Source organism: Paenibacillus senegalimassiliensis (assembly GCF_001486585.1).
In the GTDB taxonomy this organism is placed as follows: Bacteria; Bacillota; Bacilli; order Paenibacillales; family Paenibacillaceae; genus Fontibacillus; species Fontibacillus senegalimassiliensis.
Genome location: NZ_LN909044.1, coordinates 697607 through 711541, shown reverse-complemented (window position 1 = coordinate 711541; position 13935 = coordinate 697607). Strand labels below are relative to the sequence as shown.

Below are 13935 nucleotides of genomic sequence, written 5' to 3'. Positions count from 1 at the left end.
TCTAATTATCCTTCCGTTTGTCGAAACCTGTCAAGATGCCGAAGAGGCTTGAATTTATTTTCATGAATGCTTACTAGAATGGCTAAGTATTCCCGTTCGTATTTTGTGAACTCTTCACAAAAGAAAGAGTCTTTTATTGTGTAAACACTTGATAAATCAAGGTTTTTTATGTTGGGGTATAGCCGAAAACAGAGGTTTAGCTTCTAAGTAATAACGCTTTCAAATTGCGGGTGATTATTCTGAAAATGATTAGAAACAAACATAAAAAATATTTTCCGAATATTTTTTCGTTTGACAACATTCAAAATATGGCGTTATATTATCTAACATAAAAACTTCGACAACTGAATAACTTTGGAGTTTACTAGGGTTCCGTCTGGCAACAGAGTCTGGTCCGAGAGTAAACGGTCCCGCACGCCGGGGACTACACGGAAGGATAAAAACCTGGGAGATGTCGTAGAGTTGCCCCTATTTTAGGAGCGCCTTGAGATATCTCCTTCTGTTATATCTTCCTCACATCAGGCGAATACAAAGGGAACAGGAGTGAACGGCCATGAATATTCTCTGGAGCGAAACGATGCATCCGGGAGGCAAATGGTCCGGTGTGATTGGCAAGGGTAAGCTGATCCGCCTGACGGCGATGGAAGAAGGGGCCAACGTGACGATGCTGATGTATCACGCTGCAGATTTGACGGAGCGCTACAATATGCCCGATACGTTGAAGGCGCAGCATACCGCCCATTTGACCAAGGGGCATGTGCTGATGAGCGACAATGGCCGAGCGCTGGCCAGTATTGTTCAGGATGACTTGGGCTGGCATGATCCGCTGGGCGCCTATACGACTCGTGAGTCGACGGATGAGAAATACGGTGTCAGCCGTTATCAGGAGCGGCGCAATGACTGGCTGCGCAGCGGACAGGAGAACTTGGCAGTAGAACTGACCCGCTGTGGTCTGGGTAATCGTGATTTGTCTCCTGCGGTCAACTGGTTCTCCAAGGTTTACTGTGATGAGGAAGGTAATATGCATTTTGCCGAGGGTCATTGTAAGGCGGGACAAGTAGTCACGTTGCGTACCGAAATGGATATTTTGCTGGTTCTCTCTAATACGCCGCATTTGCTTAATCCGAGTAAGGTGTATCCCTCGGTTCCGGTCAAGCTGGAAGTATTGCCGGCCTTACCTGTCGATTCGCAGGATTATTGCGTGAACTACCGCCCCGAGAATCGCCGGTCGTTCAACAATACCTGGAACTATTACGCGCTGCAAGGCTAAAATACGCATACTTGAAGGAGGTTGAAGACGATGATAAAGGCATTTAATCACGTGGAGAGCCCAAGGACTGCTGAGGCGGCGGTCTATGATCGGGTCGTTCCGGCCGGAGAGGGCTGGATGCATGAGTTGAAGCCGGGGCAAGTGCTTCGTATCGTCGATATGGAGGGGAATCAGGCGGCGGATACGTTATTTTACGATGCGGATAACCCGGAGGATCACTATAGTGCCGTGCGGACAATTCATGGGCAGAACAACCTATATTTGACCACGGGCTCGAGGTTGCTGGCGGAATCCGGCAAGGAGTTGGTAACCATCGTTGCTGATACCTGCGGTCGCCACGATACGGTGGGCGGGTCCTGCTCTTCCCAGAGCAACACGGTCCGCTACGCCCATGAGAAGGGGTATATGCACAATTGCCGGGATACCTTCATGCTGCAATTGTCCAAGCATCCGGAAGGACATTTGTATAGCAAACGGGATTTGTCGCCCAATATCAACTTCTTCATGAATGTGCCAGTCACGCCGGAGGGTGGACTCACCTTCGCGGACGGCGTCTCGGCGCCAGAGCGTTATGTCGAAGTCCAGTCCAGTTGCCGTTCCATGGTGCTCATCAGCAATTGTCCGCAGTTGAACAATCCGTGCAACGCCTATAACCCTACGCCGATTCGCGTTTTGATCTGGAACGAGTAGCACGGTCCCTTGCCGCCTTGCCTGGTCTATTTTCTCACCAGAGATGGTTAATTATGCTGCATTTTGTTTAATCTATAGGATGAAATGCACATACCTTTGCTGGGGAGGGAACATCATGATGAACAATCAAGAGCATCGCGAGGCCGTGGAAACGGTCAGACATTTGATTAAAGGTATTGAGATTGCCATGCTGACAACGGTGACGGACGAGGGGCTTGTGTCGCGTCCCATGAAGACGCAAGAGGTTGAATTTGACGGAGATCTCTGGTTCCTCACCAAGTCGGACACGGATAAATATGGTCAGTTGCAGCAGCATCCCGAAGTGAATGTCTCTTATGTGGGCAAGTCCTACGTATCCGTTCGCGGAAAGGCCGAATTGGTCTATGATCGCGAGAAAATCAAGCAATTCTGGAATCCGGCATATGCGAGCTTTCTGCATACGACCAGTGATGATCCGGAGTTGGTGCTGATCAAGGTGAAGGCGGAAGCCGCGGAATACTGGGAGACGGGCAATGTGGTCAAGATGGTCAAGCGGATGTTCTCCCAGATCACCGGGAAAGAGAGCCGGGAGGAATTGAACAAAACCGTGGAGCTGTAAGTAAAGAAAGCTGACCTTGGGGTCTTTCCGATTTGGAGAGACTTTCAGGGGCAGCTTTCTTTTTTGTGATAAAAAAAGGATAGTCTCACGTTCATACTCCAGGGCTGCTAATTCGCCATGCTGATGCTACCTGGACGTGCCTTGCAAATCTTCTTCATACGAGTCGCTTCCTCAACAATCTCGTCCATGTTATGGAACTGGCGGCTTTGATTCGTGACGATGGCAATTGAGATAGCTACGAGCGGAATCGGGCCGTATTTGCCAGAGCGTCCATCGCCCATAACAAAGTTGTTCTTCAAATCTTCCTTGCTGTAGAACTCCTTCTTAAGTAGCTCAAACCCCTCAATAACCTTGCTACAACCAAACTCATAATTATAATGGTGGAGAATAACGATATAATCATCTCCGCCGATATGTCCGAGGAAGGAGCCAGGTGAGGAGAACTGTTCCCGCAAGAGGGATGCTGTAGCTTGAATAAGTAGATCCCCTCGTTTGAAACCGTAGCTGTCATTATACGATTTGAAGTTATCCAGATCGACATACAATACACTGAATTGCTCCTGACGAGCGGCCTGCTGTAATCGGTCATCAATAATTCGGTTGCCAGGCAAGCCGGTTAATGCATTGAGGAAGATGGCCATTTCTGCCCTAACGTTCGCGACCTCCAGCAGTAAGCGCCGAATGCTGACAAATCCGTAAAGGAGTCCTTCCTCAACGACCAGGACACCGTCGTACAATTCTTCTTCGGCGCGGTTCATGGCGCGGATGCTGATGTCGGTAATTGGCTCGTTTCGCTCTACGATGAGTGGCTGATTGTTCATTACCAGGCTGACGGGCCGTCCCATATATAAGTTGAATCCATATTGCGTAGCCAGCAGTTGATAGAACCGTGTACGCATCAGTATGGACAGGCTACCGCCTTCACCTACAACCGCGATTCCCTCCAGCTTGGGATTTTGCTTAAACAGAGTGTTGATTGTTCCGCATTTGGTTTCTGGCTCGACCACGGGGACCATCTCCGCAATTTCGCCGATATTCATCAACAACACGTCCGACCTCCTATAAGTGCAAGTTCAAAAAGCCAAGTTTTTAGCACCAAGAAGCCTGGATGCCATTATCCCCCCCTACATGGGCAGGGGAGGTGTGCTACCCATTTCTGTAGCTGGTCTTCCCAGGGCATAACCTTGTCCATAATGAATACCTCTTTGGTGAAGGAAAGCTAGTTCTTCGCGTTCTTCAATTCCCTCGGCGATAATATGTGTGCCGGATTCATTGGCAAACTCTTGCAGCAATTGCACGATTCGCTGTTGATTGGCATTGAGGTGAATGGAGCGGATGAGCGATTTATCCAGCTTGATGAATTCGGGTCTAAGGCTAACGATGGCCTTGAGGCTGTTATAGCCGGAACCGGCATCATCGATGGCGATGCGGAATCCCTGCGCACGGTAGTGGGATACAATGCTCTGGAAAGCAATATAGTCCTGCACCGCCTGCTTCTCTGTGAGTTCAAACACTACCTGCTGCGGAGACAGGCCATACCGGGCTAGCAGATGAATCGTCTCTCCGCTCCGGTAGCTTGGGTCCGAGAGCACCTGTGGATGGACGTTGACAAATACGACCGTATCCGCCGGTTTGTGCGCTAACAGCAAGGCCAGGCGAAAACGATTAAAGGAAATATCGCGGCAGAAGCGCTCGAAGGCAAAGGCTTGATCCGTATGCCCGATAAAGTCGTAGAAGGCTTCTGTATGTGGGAACAAGGAGGATACGGGCGGGCGGTTAAGTACCTCATAGCCAAGGCAACCGCCTCCTTGTAAGTCCAGGATGGGTTGGAAGTAAGTCGTTAAGGTCTGATGACGAATAATTTTTTGCAAGGCGTGGTATTTTCTACAGGACAGCCAATACTGCCGGGTAGAGCGTGAGAAGTAGGTCATGTAATTGTACAGCCCGCGGTTGTCCGCCGCGGTTGGGAGCGGCAATTTCATGTCGGATTCATCCTTTATGCCCAAGAATTCGGGGAATGGCATACCTAAGGCCCGTCCCTATAGTCCCATCGTAACACTACCTGGCATAATCGGTATCAACGTAGCGTTAACTTCAAGTAAAATCTACAGTTATATCCGCTCCCTCAGTAAAGCGATGTCTGATTGGTCAGTATAAATTTTGCGTAATCTTCTGTGCCATGTACTCTATTCTCGGAATAATTCGGGTGTCATCGACCGTTTGCAGCCGATCGGGCTTGAACAGTTGATATTTTTTTAGCTGATAATACTCAAATAATGCTTCGTAAACGGTCAAATGATGTTCCATCAAGTATTTAACGTCCAGCAGGCTTTGTAACATCCGGTCTTGTAAAACAATCAAATTACCGTTGATAGGATTGAAAACTCCCTCGCGTATGCCCTCTTCATAGAACTCCAGAACCTGGCGATCCCATTGCCTCATGGCGCTTCTGAGCTGTTCCCCGCTCCCTGAAGAACTAAGGTCCAATTCCTTGAGAAATGTATCGGTGATGGATTCAAGCAGCAGTACCGATTGTTCGAAGATCTGCTGGAATCGATCCGCGAACATCTTCTCCCGATCTGAACTAACAGTCACCTCTTGAATGTATTGCACCATCACTTCCACAACATAGGAGATGAGGTCTTCTTTAGTTGAGAAATACTTGTATAAAGTCGCGCGGCTTACACCCATAATCTTGGCGGCCTCGTCCATACGCAGTGAGTGCACCCCGTTTTTTCTAACATATGGAAGTAACTTCGTAATAAGCTTACGTCTGGCTTGGTCCTGTTTGTCTTGAATAGAAGCGTTACTCATCAGATGCTCTCCCTTTACTTTTTATTTGATTATACCTTTTTTTGAGCTTGAGTACACAAAGTAAACAAAAAGAACGTTTTTTGTTTACTTTGTATTATTTATTGTGCTAACATAACATTAATTTGGTGGTGGATAAGAAAAGGAGGAGATCAATAATGAGTAAAAATAAGAAGGTAGTAGTCATTACGGGGGCAAGTGACGGCATAGGGGCAGCCGCAGCTCGGAAGCTTACGGATAACGGCCATACTGTAATTGTGGTGGGCCGATCGCCGGAGAAGACCCGTGCGGTTGCAAACGAACTTCATGCTGATAGTTACGTTGCCGATTTCACCCGGTTTGAAGACGTGAAGAGACTTGCTAATAAACTCAAGGAGCGATATCCCCGCATCGATGTGCTGGCCAATAATGCCGGTGGAGTGTTTGGCGAGCAGATCAAGACGATTGATGGATTCGAGAAGACCTTTCAGGTCAATCATCTAGCACCATTCCTGCTCACCCGTCTGCTACTCGATACCTTGATCACATCCCGGGCAACGGTGCTTCAAACTTCCAGTACCGTACGGTTTACCAAAGAAATCGATCTCAATAACCTAGATCATGATGGGAACTATGACCCGGTGCGAGCCTATGGTGCGGTTAAGCTAGAGAATATTCTTTTCACGATGGAGTTACATCGACGCTATCATGATGCAGGAATTTCCACAGCGTCCTTTTACCCTGGGAATGTGGCAACCAATTTCGCCTCCGCAACGACCAGTCCCATCATGCGCACGGTTCGATTCTTTGGCTTACTGCCAGGCCTTGGTAGGCTTATTCTCTCTACACCGGAGCAGGGAGCGGACCAAATTGTCTGGCTGACAGAAGGCACTCCTGGCGTGGACTGGCGCTCCGGGGCTTACTACTATAAACGCAAAGAAAGCGTCCCTAACAATCCGCAAGCGACGGATGCTAACCTCGCTAAGTTATTCTGGGAACGCTCTGAGAGCCTCCTGGGTGATCATCTTAAGGGGTACTGATTATCATTGGAGCTAGTAAAACTGAAAAGCTCGCACGGGCAGGAAAGTCATCGATTTCCTGCCTGATGCGGGCAGCTATTGTGCTATCTTGCTACATCTACTATTGTTTTGCTTATATAGTAAATTTTTAACGAAGGAGGAGTAGGTGTGTCGGCAGGTATTCTAGCGCATTTATTAGGGAAGCAACCCTACCGGGAATTGGCAGCCAAGGTAGCTGCTTACGAATTTCCGTATGTACAGTTAGCCTTGTCCAAGGCCATTTCGGATGTGGATTGCTCACTGGGCAAGCTGAGTCCGGGACTGGCTGCTGAGATTGGAGGGGCTTTTGCCGATCGCGGCGTGAACATTGCGGTGCTCGGCTGTTACGTTAGCCTGATTGAACGGGAGGAAGACACCTGGCGGCATAATGTAGAGTGGTTTAAGGAGCATTTGCAGCATGCCCGGCAATTTGGTGCACCGATTGTGGCTCTTGAGGTGGGGAAGCCAACGGATCAGGATCATATGGCGGAAAATTGGAAGCGGCTTCATCGGGCGCTCGCGGAACTGGTAGAGGAAGCGGAACGCTGGGGCGTCACGATTGGCCTGGAAGCGGCTCAAGGGCATCTGATTGATTCACCGGAATCTATGGCTGCTACGCTGGAGCATTATCCGTCCTCGTGTGTTGGGGTGCTTCTGGACCCCTGCAATCTGATGAATGCCGGGAACTTTGCCCGCCAGGACGAGATTATCCGTAGCTCCTTCGACCTCTTTGGCTCCCGGATTGTAAGTAGCCATGCGAAGGATGTAAAGTGGGAAGCGAATGGTGAATTATCGGGTACTGCCGCAGGACTTGGCCAGTTAAACTACCCGCTGTTCTGGAAGCTGCTGGAGCAATACAAACCGCACGGCTTTGTAACGCTGGAAGGGGTGGAGGAAGCACAATGTGGAGCGGTTGCCAGCTTTGTTCGGGAGAGACGGGCTGCCGCGAGAACGGAGTTATTGATAGGTAAATAAAAAGACAGCCAGCAGGGGAGGGAGTTCGTCACCCTGCTGGCTGTTGCTATGATTTCCGACATGCCTAAGCTCAGCAAGCTATACAGCGCCTTGCGTATTGCTGATTCGCTTCGACAGCTCGCCCAGGTCCATGCCCTTCAGGGCACCTTCGACCAGCTCCGGCAATAACGCAGGCGTACACGCGAAGCAAGGTGTGCCGTCCCTGCCAAGCTGGCGGGCGATTTGCTCATCGTAAGAGGGCTTGCCTTGATCGGACAAGGCCAACAAACACATGGTTTGCACGCCTGCTTCTTTGAGCTCACGCATCCGCCGAACCAGCGCCGCTCGATTGCCGCCTTCGTAGAGGTCGGATACGATAATCATGATCGTTTTTTTCGGCTCCACAATAAATTGCTCGCAGTAGTTCACTGACTTGTTGATATCGGTTCCACCGCCAAGTTGGACGCCGAACAGCATATCAACCGGATCATTGGCGCATTGCTCTGTCAGGTCGACGACTTCGGTATCGAACACCACGACACGGGTATCCAGCGAAGGCATACTGGCAAAGATCGACCCGACCACAGACGCCCAGATGACCGAATCGGCCATGGAGCCGCTTTGGTCGATGTCGACGATGACGGTCCATTCCTTACTCTTGCGACTACGGTCAAAGTAATAGAACTTTTCCGGAATCAGTTGCTTGCGCTCTGCATTGTAATTTTTCAAATTCCGCTGGATGGTGCGTTTCCAATCGATCCCGCTTAGCGAAGGCAGGGGAGAATGCTGCCTGCGGTTCAGGGCTCCGGTCACCGCCCGGCGCAGGTCGCTGTCGAGTCGCTTAATCAGGTCATCTACTACGCTTTGGACAAGTAGGCGGGCCGTCTCCTTGGTCTTCTCCGGAATTTTGCCCTTCAAGGAGAGCAGGGTGCCCACAAGTTGAATATCCGGTTTCACCGCAGCGAGTAGCTCCGGCTCCAGCAAAAGCTGACTCCAGCCTCGACGCTCCATCGCATCGTTCTGAATAATGGATACGATGTCGTCCGGGAACAGGGAGCGCACATCTCCTAGCCAGCGGGACAACACAGGAGCAGAGGGTCCTCGTCCTCCCTGGCCTTTGCCGCTTCCACCAGCCCCCCGGCTATCGGCCTCGCCTTGTGTGGTCTCATCATAGATTGCGGCCAGGGCTTCATCCATTACTTGATCCTCACCCTGAAGGGCCGCGCCAGATCCATAGCCTTCGAGCTGTGCTTCCGCTGATTTGCCCAGGATGAGACGCCAACGTTTCAGATCATGTTGCTGCACGTGATTACTCATCGTTATATATCCTCAAAATCAAAATCGTTTAGTTCGTCCAGCATACTCTGTTCTTCCTCCTTCAGGTCGCCGGTCAGCACCTCGGCGGCTTGCTCGGTATTGACTCCCCATAGCTCGCCCAGCAGCTCTGCGACCATGTTCTTCTCATGGACGGTGAAGACGCTGAACGCCCGGCGCAGAAATACCAGGGAACGCTTGAATTCCTCATCGTCCAGGCTGCCGATGTAGGCGTGAAGCTGCTCCCATAAGCTCATGCGGGACAGGAGGGCATAGCGGTTGCGCATCGCCAGCCCCTCGAACCAGCCTGCGCCAAGATCCGCGGGAATCCCCGGCGACAGTCGGCGGGATACCTCTGCTCCAGCCTCGCTGGCGGTAAGCTGTCCTCTCTCTAGCAGAATGGCACAGGCCAGCCCGGACAGCTTGGGATTACGATCATCCCGCTCAGCCAGATCCCGCAGTTGATTCAGCCATAGCTCCTCATCGACCTGCTCGTGGTGATCGAGTGCTATGGCATTGAGTTCGTGGATGGCTGCGGCCATCGGTGTGGCCGCTTCATCATTACACTGGCTGGCCTCCACGAGGAACAAGGCGCCGCGCATGAACAACTGCTCCAGCAGTGGGATGAGCGGATCGGTATCGACCTGTCTCAAGCCGCTATAGCTGATAATGATAGATAATTCCCGAGCGGCTGCGGCGATTTGAATGACATCCCGGCTGTCGGCGGCCAAATGCTGGAGCGTCATCTGGGCGGCCTCCATCTGCTTGGTCATCGAGCACAGGCAGGCTACTTTGATCAGCGTTGCTGCATCAGCTATGCTGGTGCAGGCCTCCAGCTTCTGCTGTAAGGTGTAGGCACAAGCAAGCTCTACCGTCTCGCCCAGCAAGGTGGACTCGACGACGGCAATCTCCGTCTCCGGGGTCCACTGAACAACCCATTCCTCCTTCCAAGAGGCATCTGTTTGGGGTCTGGGCAACTCCTTGGCAAATGGAACGGACAGTAGAACCAGCCGGTGAAGCAGGGTGGAGCGGTGTAAATCGAGAAAAGCAGCCGCAGCCGAGCTTACCCTGCGGTTCTCACGCAAATCCAGCGATAGATTGGTGGCTACCGGCGTTTTGTACTTATCCAGCTTCAATTGCTTGAACAAGCGGTTAAGATCCTCCTGGACCGGTGTCTGACTGACACCTTCGGCTAATTCACCGACAGCGGTTCCTACATCCAGCCGGGCCAGAGGTTCGGCCACGACGGCCAAGTCGCCATGCCCCAGCAGGGTACGGGCGGCATCACGCAGATCGTGCAGCGTAGGCGCTGTTCCGCCATGCAGGGAGGCCAGCGCCTCTGCCAGCCGTACCGCCTCGATGACCTCTGCTGTGGAGCGGTGAGTTCCCCGCTTACGCAATAATCGTGCTGCCGTAGATAAATAACGATGGGGCAACTCTGCCAAGCTGTCCGAGCTCATCGCTTCCCACATCATTTGATAATAGTTAGGTGCTGTATTGCCCGCGCCGTACCCCGACATGGAAGATAGCTTGTAATAGGTGTACGGCATCAAGGTCAGCTTCGTGCTGCGGGCCGGGAGTGCGGCCAGTTCTTCATCGGTCATGACATTACCGGTCTGCCGAAGGGCAGAGGCATGATAGGCACCGCAGATGACCACAATGCGCTCCGGAGCGTGGCCAGATGCCATCGCGGCCTGAATTTGGCGAGCCATATAGGCCTCGCGAATGGCATTATAAGCGTACTCTCCGGCACGTTCCTCGCGTTCCCTTCCTTCAGACCACTCGCGCAAGGAACCGGACAAGGTTAAAATAGCTGCTTGGTAAGCGTCAGGGTTCATATTGTGCTCGTAATGCCGTTCCCAGTACATATCGTAATCGGCTTCTCCGGCCAACTCGGCAATTGACTGATACAGGGCATGGTGGTCCGATAAATAGCTGCTGCCTGGGTCCGCAGTTGCTTCCTGCTTGAAGAGTGCATCTTGGAGCCCCAAGGTTATTGCCGATGGCAAATCGATAAAAGAAGCCTCCGCTCCGTGCTGCTGCGCCCATTTCATCGCCTGCAATTCTGGTGAATATTCGGCGAATGGCCACAGGACGGTTCTTACCGGGACCTCCTCGGTAAAAGCCAGAATCGCCACGGGAGGCTTAGTAGCCTGATTAACCAGGTGACGAATTTCGCCAGTGGCATCGGAGGGCCCCTCGATCAGCACGGCCGTCGGGGAGAGGGCGTCCAGACGCTCCAGCAAATGCCGGGCCCCACCCGGGGACAAATGACGGACGCCGAAGATATGAACCTGCCCAGCCGCCGCTGGCTGAGCCTGCGATGTCAGGCGGGCGCTCACTTAATTCAGCTCCTTGCAGGCCTGGTACAAGCCTCGCCATTCACTGCCGCGCTTCTTCATGACGTTATCTAAATATTCCTTCCAGACCAAGGAATCCTTGGCATCATCCTTGACGATTGCCCCCTGAAGACCTGCGGCCAAATCTTCATCGGTCAGCTCTCCATTGCCAAAGCTTGCGGCTAGCGCCATGCTGTTGGTGAGCAGGGAGATGGCCTCTGCCGTAGAAATCACACCTGCCGGGGATTTCAGCTTCTCCTTCTTATCCAGCGTCATCCCGCTTCGCAGTTCGCGGAAGATGGTGACGACCTTCTCCACGGCTTCATCCGCCGGAGGAGCCGCCTGTAGCTCATAGGAGGCCGCAATCTCGCCTACGCGCTTCTTCACGATTTCGATCTCGGTGCCAATGTCGGCCGGGGCCGGGAGCACGATGATATTGAAGCGGCGCTTCAAGGCCGCCGACATTTCATTCACGCCGCGATCTCGTGTATTGGCTGTAGCAATAATCGAGAAGCCTTTGCGGGCGCTGTGCTCCTCGCTGAGCTCAGGGACCGACACCGTCTTCTCGGACAGGATCGAGATCAGGGCATCCTGCACCTCGGAAGCGCAGCGGGAAATCTCTTCAAAGCGGGCGATGCTGCCGCCATCCATGGCTCGCATGATGGGGCTTTGCACCAGGGCAGCCGGTGTCGGTCCGTTAGCCAGCAGCATGGCATAGTTCCATGAGTAGCGGACATGCTCCTCGCTGGTTCCCGCGGTGCCTTGCACGACCAGCCCGGAGTTGCCACAGATGGCTGCGGCTAAATTTTCGGACAGCCAGGACTTTGCCGTTCCCGGTTCACCAATGAGCAGTAAAGCGCGGTCCGTCACCAAGGTAGCAATGGCCATCTCCACCAGGCGATTGTTACCGATGTACTTTGGCGTAATGACTGTGTCGCCTGCCTGACCTCCGGTAATGAAGGTTAGCACGGCGCGCGGGGACATCTGCCATCCGGGGGGAATGCTGCCGGTATCGTGCTTCTTCAAGGCTTCCAGCTCATGCTGATAGAGCAGTTCGGCAGACTGTCTCAATACGTTCTTGTTCACATCGGTATTCGCGGTTGTCATTGGCTCAGCTCCTTAATGATATATTCGAGAACTTTATGACTCGTATAATGATAATAAGGAAGCGCAGCTTCCAGGGTGCTGACGGCGCTGGCAGGCAGGCCAAGCATCAGCTTGATCAGGTAAGGAGAAACTAGGGAGCTGTTATAGATTCTCGCCTGACCGATGGTATCCAGCAGCAATTGCTGTCGTCCGCTCAGACTGACTCCCACATTCTCAAGACCGCGCAGGATTGTGGCACCAGGAGCGGTCTTCCCTTTATGACGCCCTGCCAGCCGATCCCTCATATATTGCTCGGCACGAGCATGGCCCGGCGAGGCGAAGGCACAGACAAGCTCGATATGGCCCTGGTCAATGAACCAATCCAGCCAGCGAGGGTCCCAATCAGCCTCAATTTCTGCATAGGGTAGGGGTTGGCGCACGCTATACAGCCCTAAGTTCTCAAGCCCCTCCAGATGAAGCTCGGCTTCCAGTTGGGATTGAACATAGACCAGATTTTCAATGGTATAGGTCAGGGTGTCAATGCTTGTGGTGTACTTGTTCTTGCGGTTCTCTATCCCTGCATATCGATCAAATAGCTCGGCAGGAGACAGGTGCTTCCGCGCTAACTGGAAGGCGACCGGCAGGAAATTGCTGTGGTGCCGGGTAATGTGGGTGAGTTGGTCCAGTGCTCCGAGCGTACCGAGCTTCTCAAAGTATTCACTGGCATAGCCGGAAAGGGTATGAATACCCAGCGACTTCAAATATTTTAAATGCGCTATGGCATAGATGTAGACTTGCTCCAATTCATTATCCAATTCACCGTCGATGGCTCGTAGTAGTGCGACTACCCGCTTGGCTACGGCCTCTTTCTTGTTCGGCAGCACGCCTTGCTCTACTGCTGTAGTTAGCTCTTCTTTCAGCATCGCTATAAAGCGGGGGCTGAGTTCTGAAGACGGATGAGCATAAAGCGCCTCAGCTACGATCTCCTGATCCTTGCCCTTGAAGGAGGCGTGCAAATGCTCCAGTCCTTCGGGTAATCCGCCTGCGGCCAAGGCTTTATAGGCAGCTTCACGCACGGCCTTCTTCTTGTCCTTGGTCCAGGCCATGACGGAGGACAGGTGCTCCGGCTGTACCAGATAGCCAATGGCCGCTACACGAATGTCATCGCTGCCTTGCTCGGCAGCCTCCAGGATGACACCACTCATGGTAGAACCGCACATTTGGCATAGGACATTCAGGCGACGAACCTCGCTTTTACCTCCCTGCAGATCCAATTGCTCTTGTAGTAAAGGGACAATTTGCTCGCCATAAGCAGGCAAGATATGCTCAGCGGCATAATCGGCTAACTCGGCATAAGGGTCGCCAAGCGCATTCAGTGCTAGTGGCAGCAGCCGCAGGTCCTGAAAATGCCCTTGCTTATAGGCCTCAATCACGATTTCATAACGCCCACTGCCGGTGGTGGTCAGGGCAGTCTGGATGGGCGCAAGCTGGCGGTAGGTCAAGGTGGTGGTCAAGGTCAACCGGTGATCGGGCCGGGTCTCCTCGGGCTTACCTTGAGGTTGCACGCTGCCTTGCGTAGCCAGGACGGCATGCAGCAGTGCACCGATATGCTGCAGCTTGGCTTCAGAACCCGTCTGGGGGTCAGAAGCAGGATCAATCAAGCTGGCGATTCCTTCGCCAAGCTTCTTGAATACGGGCGCGCGTTCGCCTAATTGCTGGAACTGTGGCAACATTTTTTTTAAACGGAAATCATCTGTGGCAAGGTCGCTTCCTGCGATGTACAGGCGCCTAACCTCCTGCTGCAATTCTTGCAGTAATGGGATACTCATGACCATC

12 protein-coding genes and 1 riboswitch are annotated in these 13935 nt (G+C 52.5%); of the genes, 5 read left to right on the top strand and 7 right to left on the bottom strand.

Annotated features, from left to right (window positions below):
• Positions 1-353 precede the first annotated feature (353 nt).
• A riboswitch (guanidine-I (ykkC/yxkD leader) is annotated at positions 354-453 on the top strand.
• A gap of 100 nt (positions 454-553) precedes the next feature.
• The 3 genes from BN3279_RS09030 (at position 554) to BN3279_RS09020 (ending at position 2558) form a co-directional block, all read left to right on the top strand.
• Positions 554-1270 (top strand): urea amidolyase associated protein UAAP1, encoded by a 717-nt coding sequence (locus tag BN3279_RS09030; protein ID WP_059050284.1) that lies wholly within the window; start codon positions 554-556, stop codon positions 1268-1270.
• 30 nt (positions 1271-1300) lie between these two features.
• Positions 1301-1960, top strand: coding sequence for an urea amidolyase associated protein UAAP2 (locus BN3279_RS09025; protein ID WP_059050283.1), 660 nt, complete (start codon positions 1301-1303; stop codon positions 1958-1960).
• A gap of 118 nt (positions 1961-2078) precedes the next feature.
• Entirely contained in the window at positions 2079-2558 is a 480-nt protein-coding gene (locus BN3279_RS09020; RefSeq protein ID WP_059050507.1) for a pyridoxamine 5'-phosphate oxidase family protein, read from the top strand.
• A gap of 107 nt (positions 2559-2665) precedes the next feature.
• Here the strand turns inward: BN3279_RS09020 and BN3279_RS09015 are convergent, their stop codons facing one another.
• From BN3279_RS09015 to BN3279_RS09005, 3 genes are all read right to left on the bottom strand, one after another.
• Complete coding sequence (locus tag BN3279_RS09015) at positions 2666-3598, bottom strand: GGDEF domain-containing protein (protein WP_059050506.1); 933 nt, start codon at positions 3596-3598, stop codon at positions 2666-2668.
• An 84-nt stretch (positions 3599-3682) separates the two neighbouring features.
• Positions 3683-4540 carry an EAL domain-containing protein gene (locus BN3279_RS09010; protein ID WP_059050282.1) on the bottom strand — a complete coding sequence of 286 codons (858 nt, stop codon included), beginning with the start codon at positions 4538-4540 and terminating at the stop codon, positions 3683-3685.
• Between the two features lie 166 nt (positions 4541-4706).
• Complete coding sequence (locus tag BN3279_RS09005; RefSeq protein ID WP_059050281.1) at positions 4707-5372, bottom strand: TetR/AcrR family transcriptional regulator; 666 nt, start codon at positions 5370-5372, stop codon at positions 4707-4709.
• Positions 5373-5527: 155 nt separating this feature from the next.
• Here BN3279_RS09005 and BN3279_RS09000 point away from each other — a divergent pair, with 155 nt between their 5' ends.
• The gene (locus tag BN3279_RS09000) at positions 5528-6388 is read left to right on the top strand and encodes an SDR family NAD(P)-dependent oxidoreductase (protein WP_059050280.1); all 861 of its coding nucleotides are present in this window, start codon (positions 5528-5530) and stop codon (positions 6386-6388) included.
• A 147-nt stretch (positions 6389-6535) separates the two neighbouring features.
• The gene (locus tag BN3279_RS08995; protein ID WP_059050279.1) at positions 6536-7381 is read left to right on the top strand and encodes a sugar phosphate isomerase/epimerase family protein; all 846 of its coding nucleotides are present in this window, start codon (positions 6536-6538) and stop codon (positions 7379-7381) included.
• 78 nt (positions 7382-7459) lie between these two features.
• Here the strand turns inward: BN3279_RS08995 and BN3279_RS08990 are convergent, their stop codons facing one another.
• Genes BN3279_RS08990 through BN3279_RS08975 form a run of 4 tightly spaced genes read right to left on the bottom strand, consistent with a single transcriptional unit; the run spans position 7460 to position 13928 of the window.
• Positions 7460-8677, bottom strand: coding sequence for a VWA domain-containing protein (locus BN3279_RS08990; RefSeq protein WP_059050278.1), 1218 nt, complete (start codon positions 8675-8677; stop codon positions 7460-7462).
• A 2-nt stretch (positions 8678-8679) separates the two neighbouring features.
• Positions 8680-11016, bottom strand: a complete 2337-nt coding sequence (locus tag BN3279_RS08985; protein WP_059050277.1) for a DUF5682 family protein — start codon at positions 11014-11016, stop codon at positions 8680-8682.
• Entirely contained in the window at positions 11017-12120 is a 1104-nt protein-coding gene (locus BN3279_RS08980; protein ID WP_059050276.1) for an AAA family ATPase, read from the bottom strand.
• The gene (locus BN3279_RS08975) at positions 12117-13928 is read right to left on the bottom strand and encodes a HEAT repeat domain-containing protein (RefSeq protein WP_059050275.1); all 1812 of its coding nucleotides are present in this window, start codon (positions 13926-13928) and stop codon (positions 12117-12119) included. Before BN3279_RS08975 ends, BN3279_RS08980 begins: the two co-directional genes overlap by 4 nt.
• Between the last annotated feature and the right edge of the window lie 7 nt (positions 13929-13935).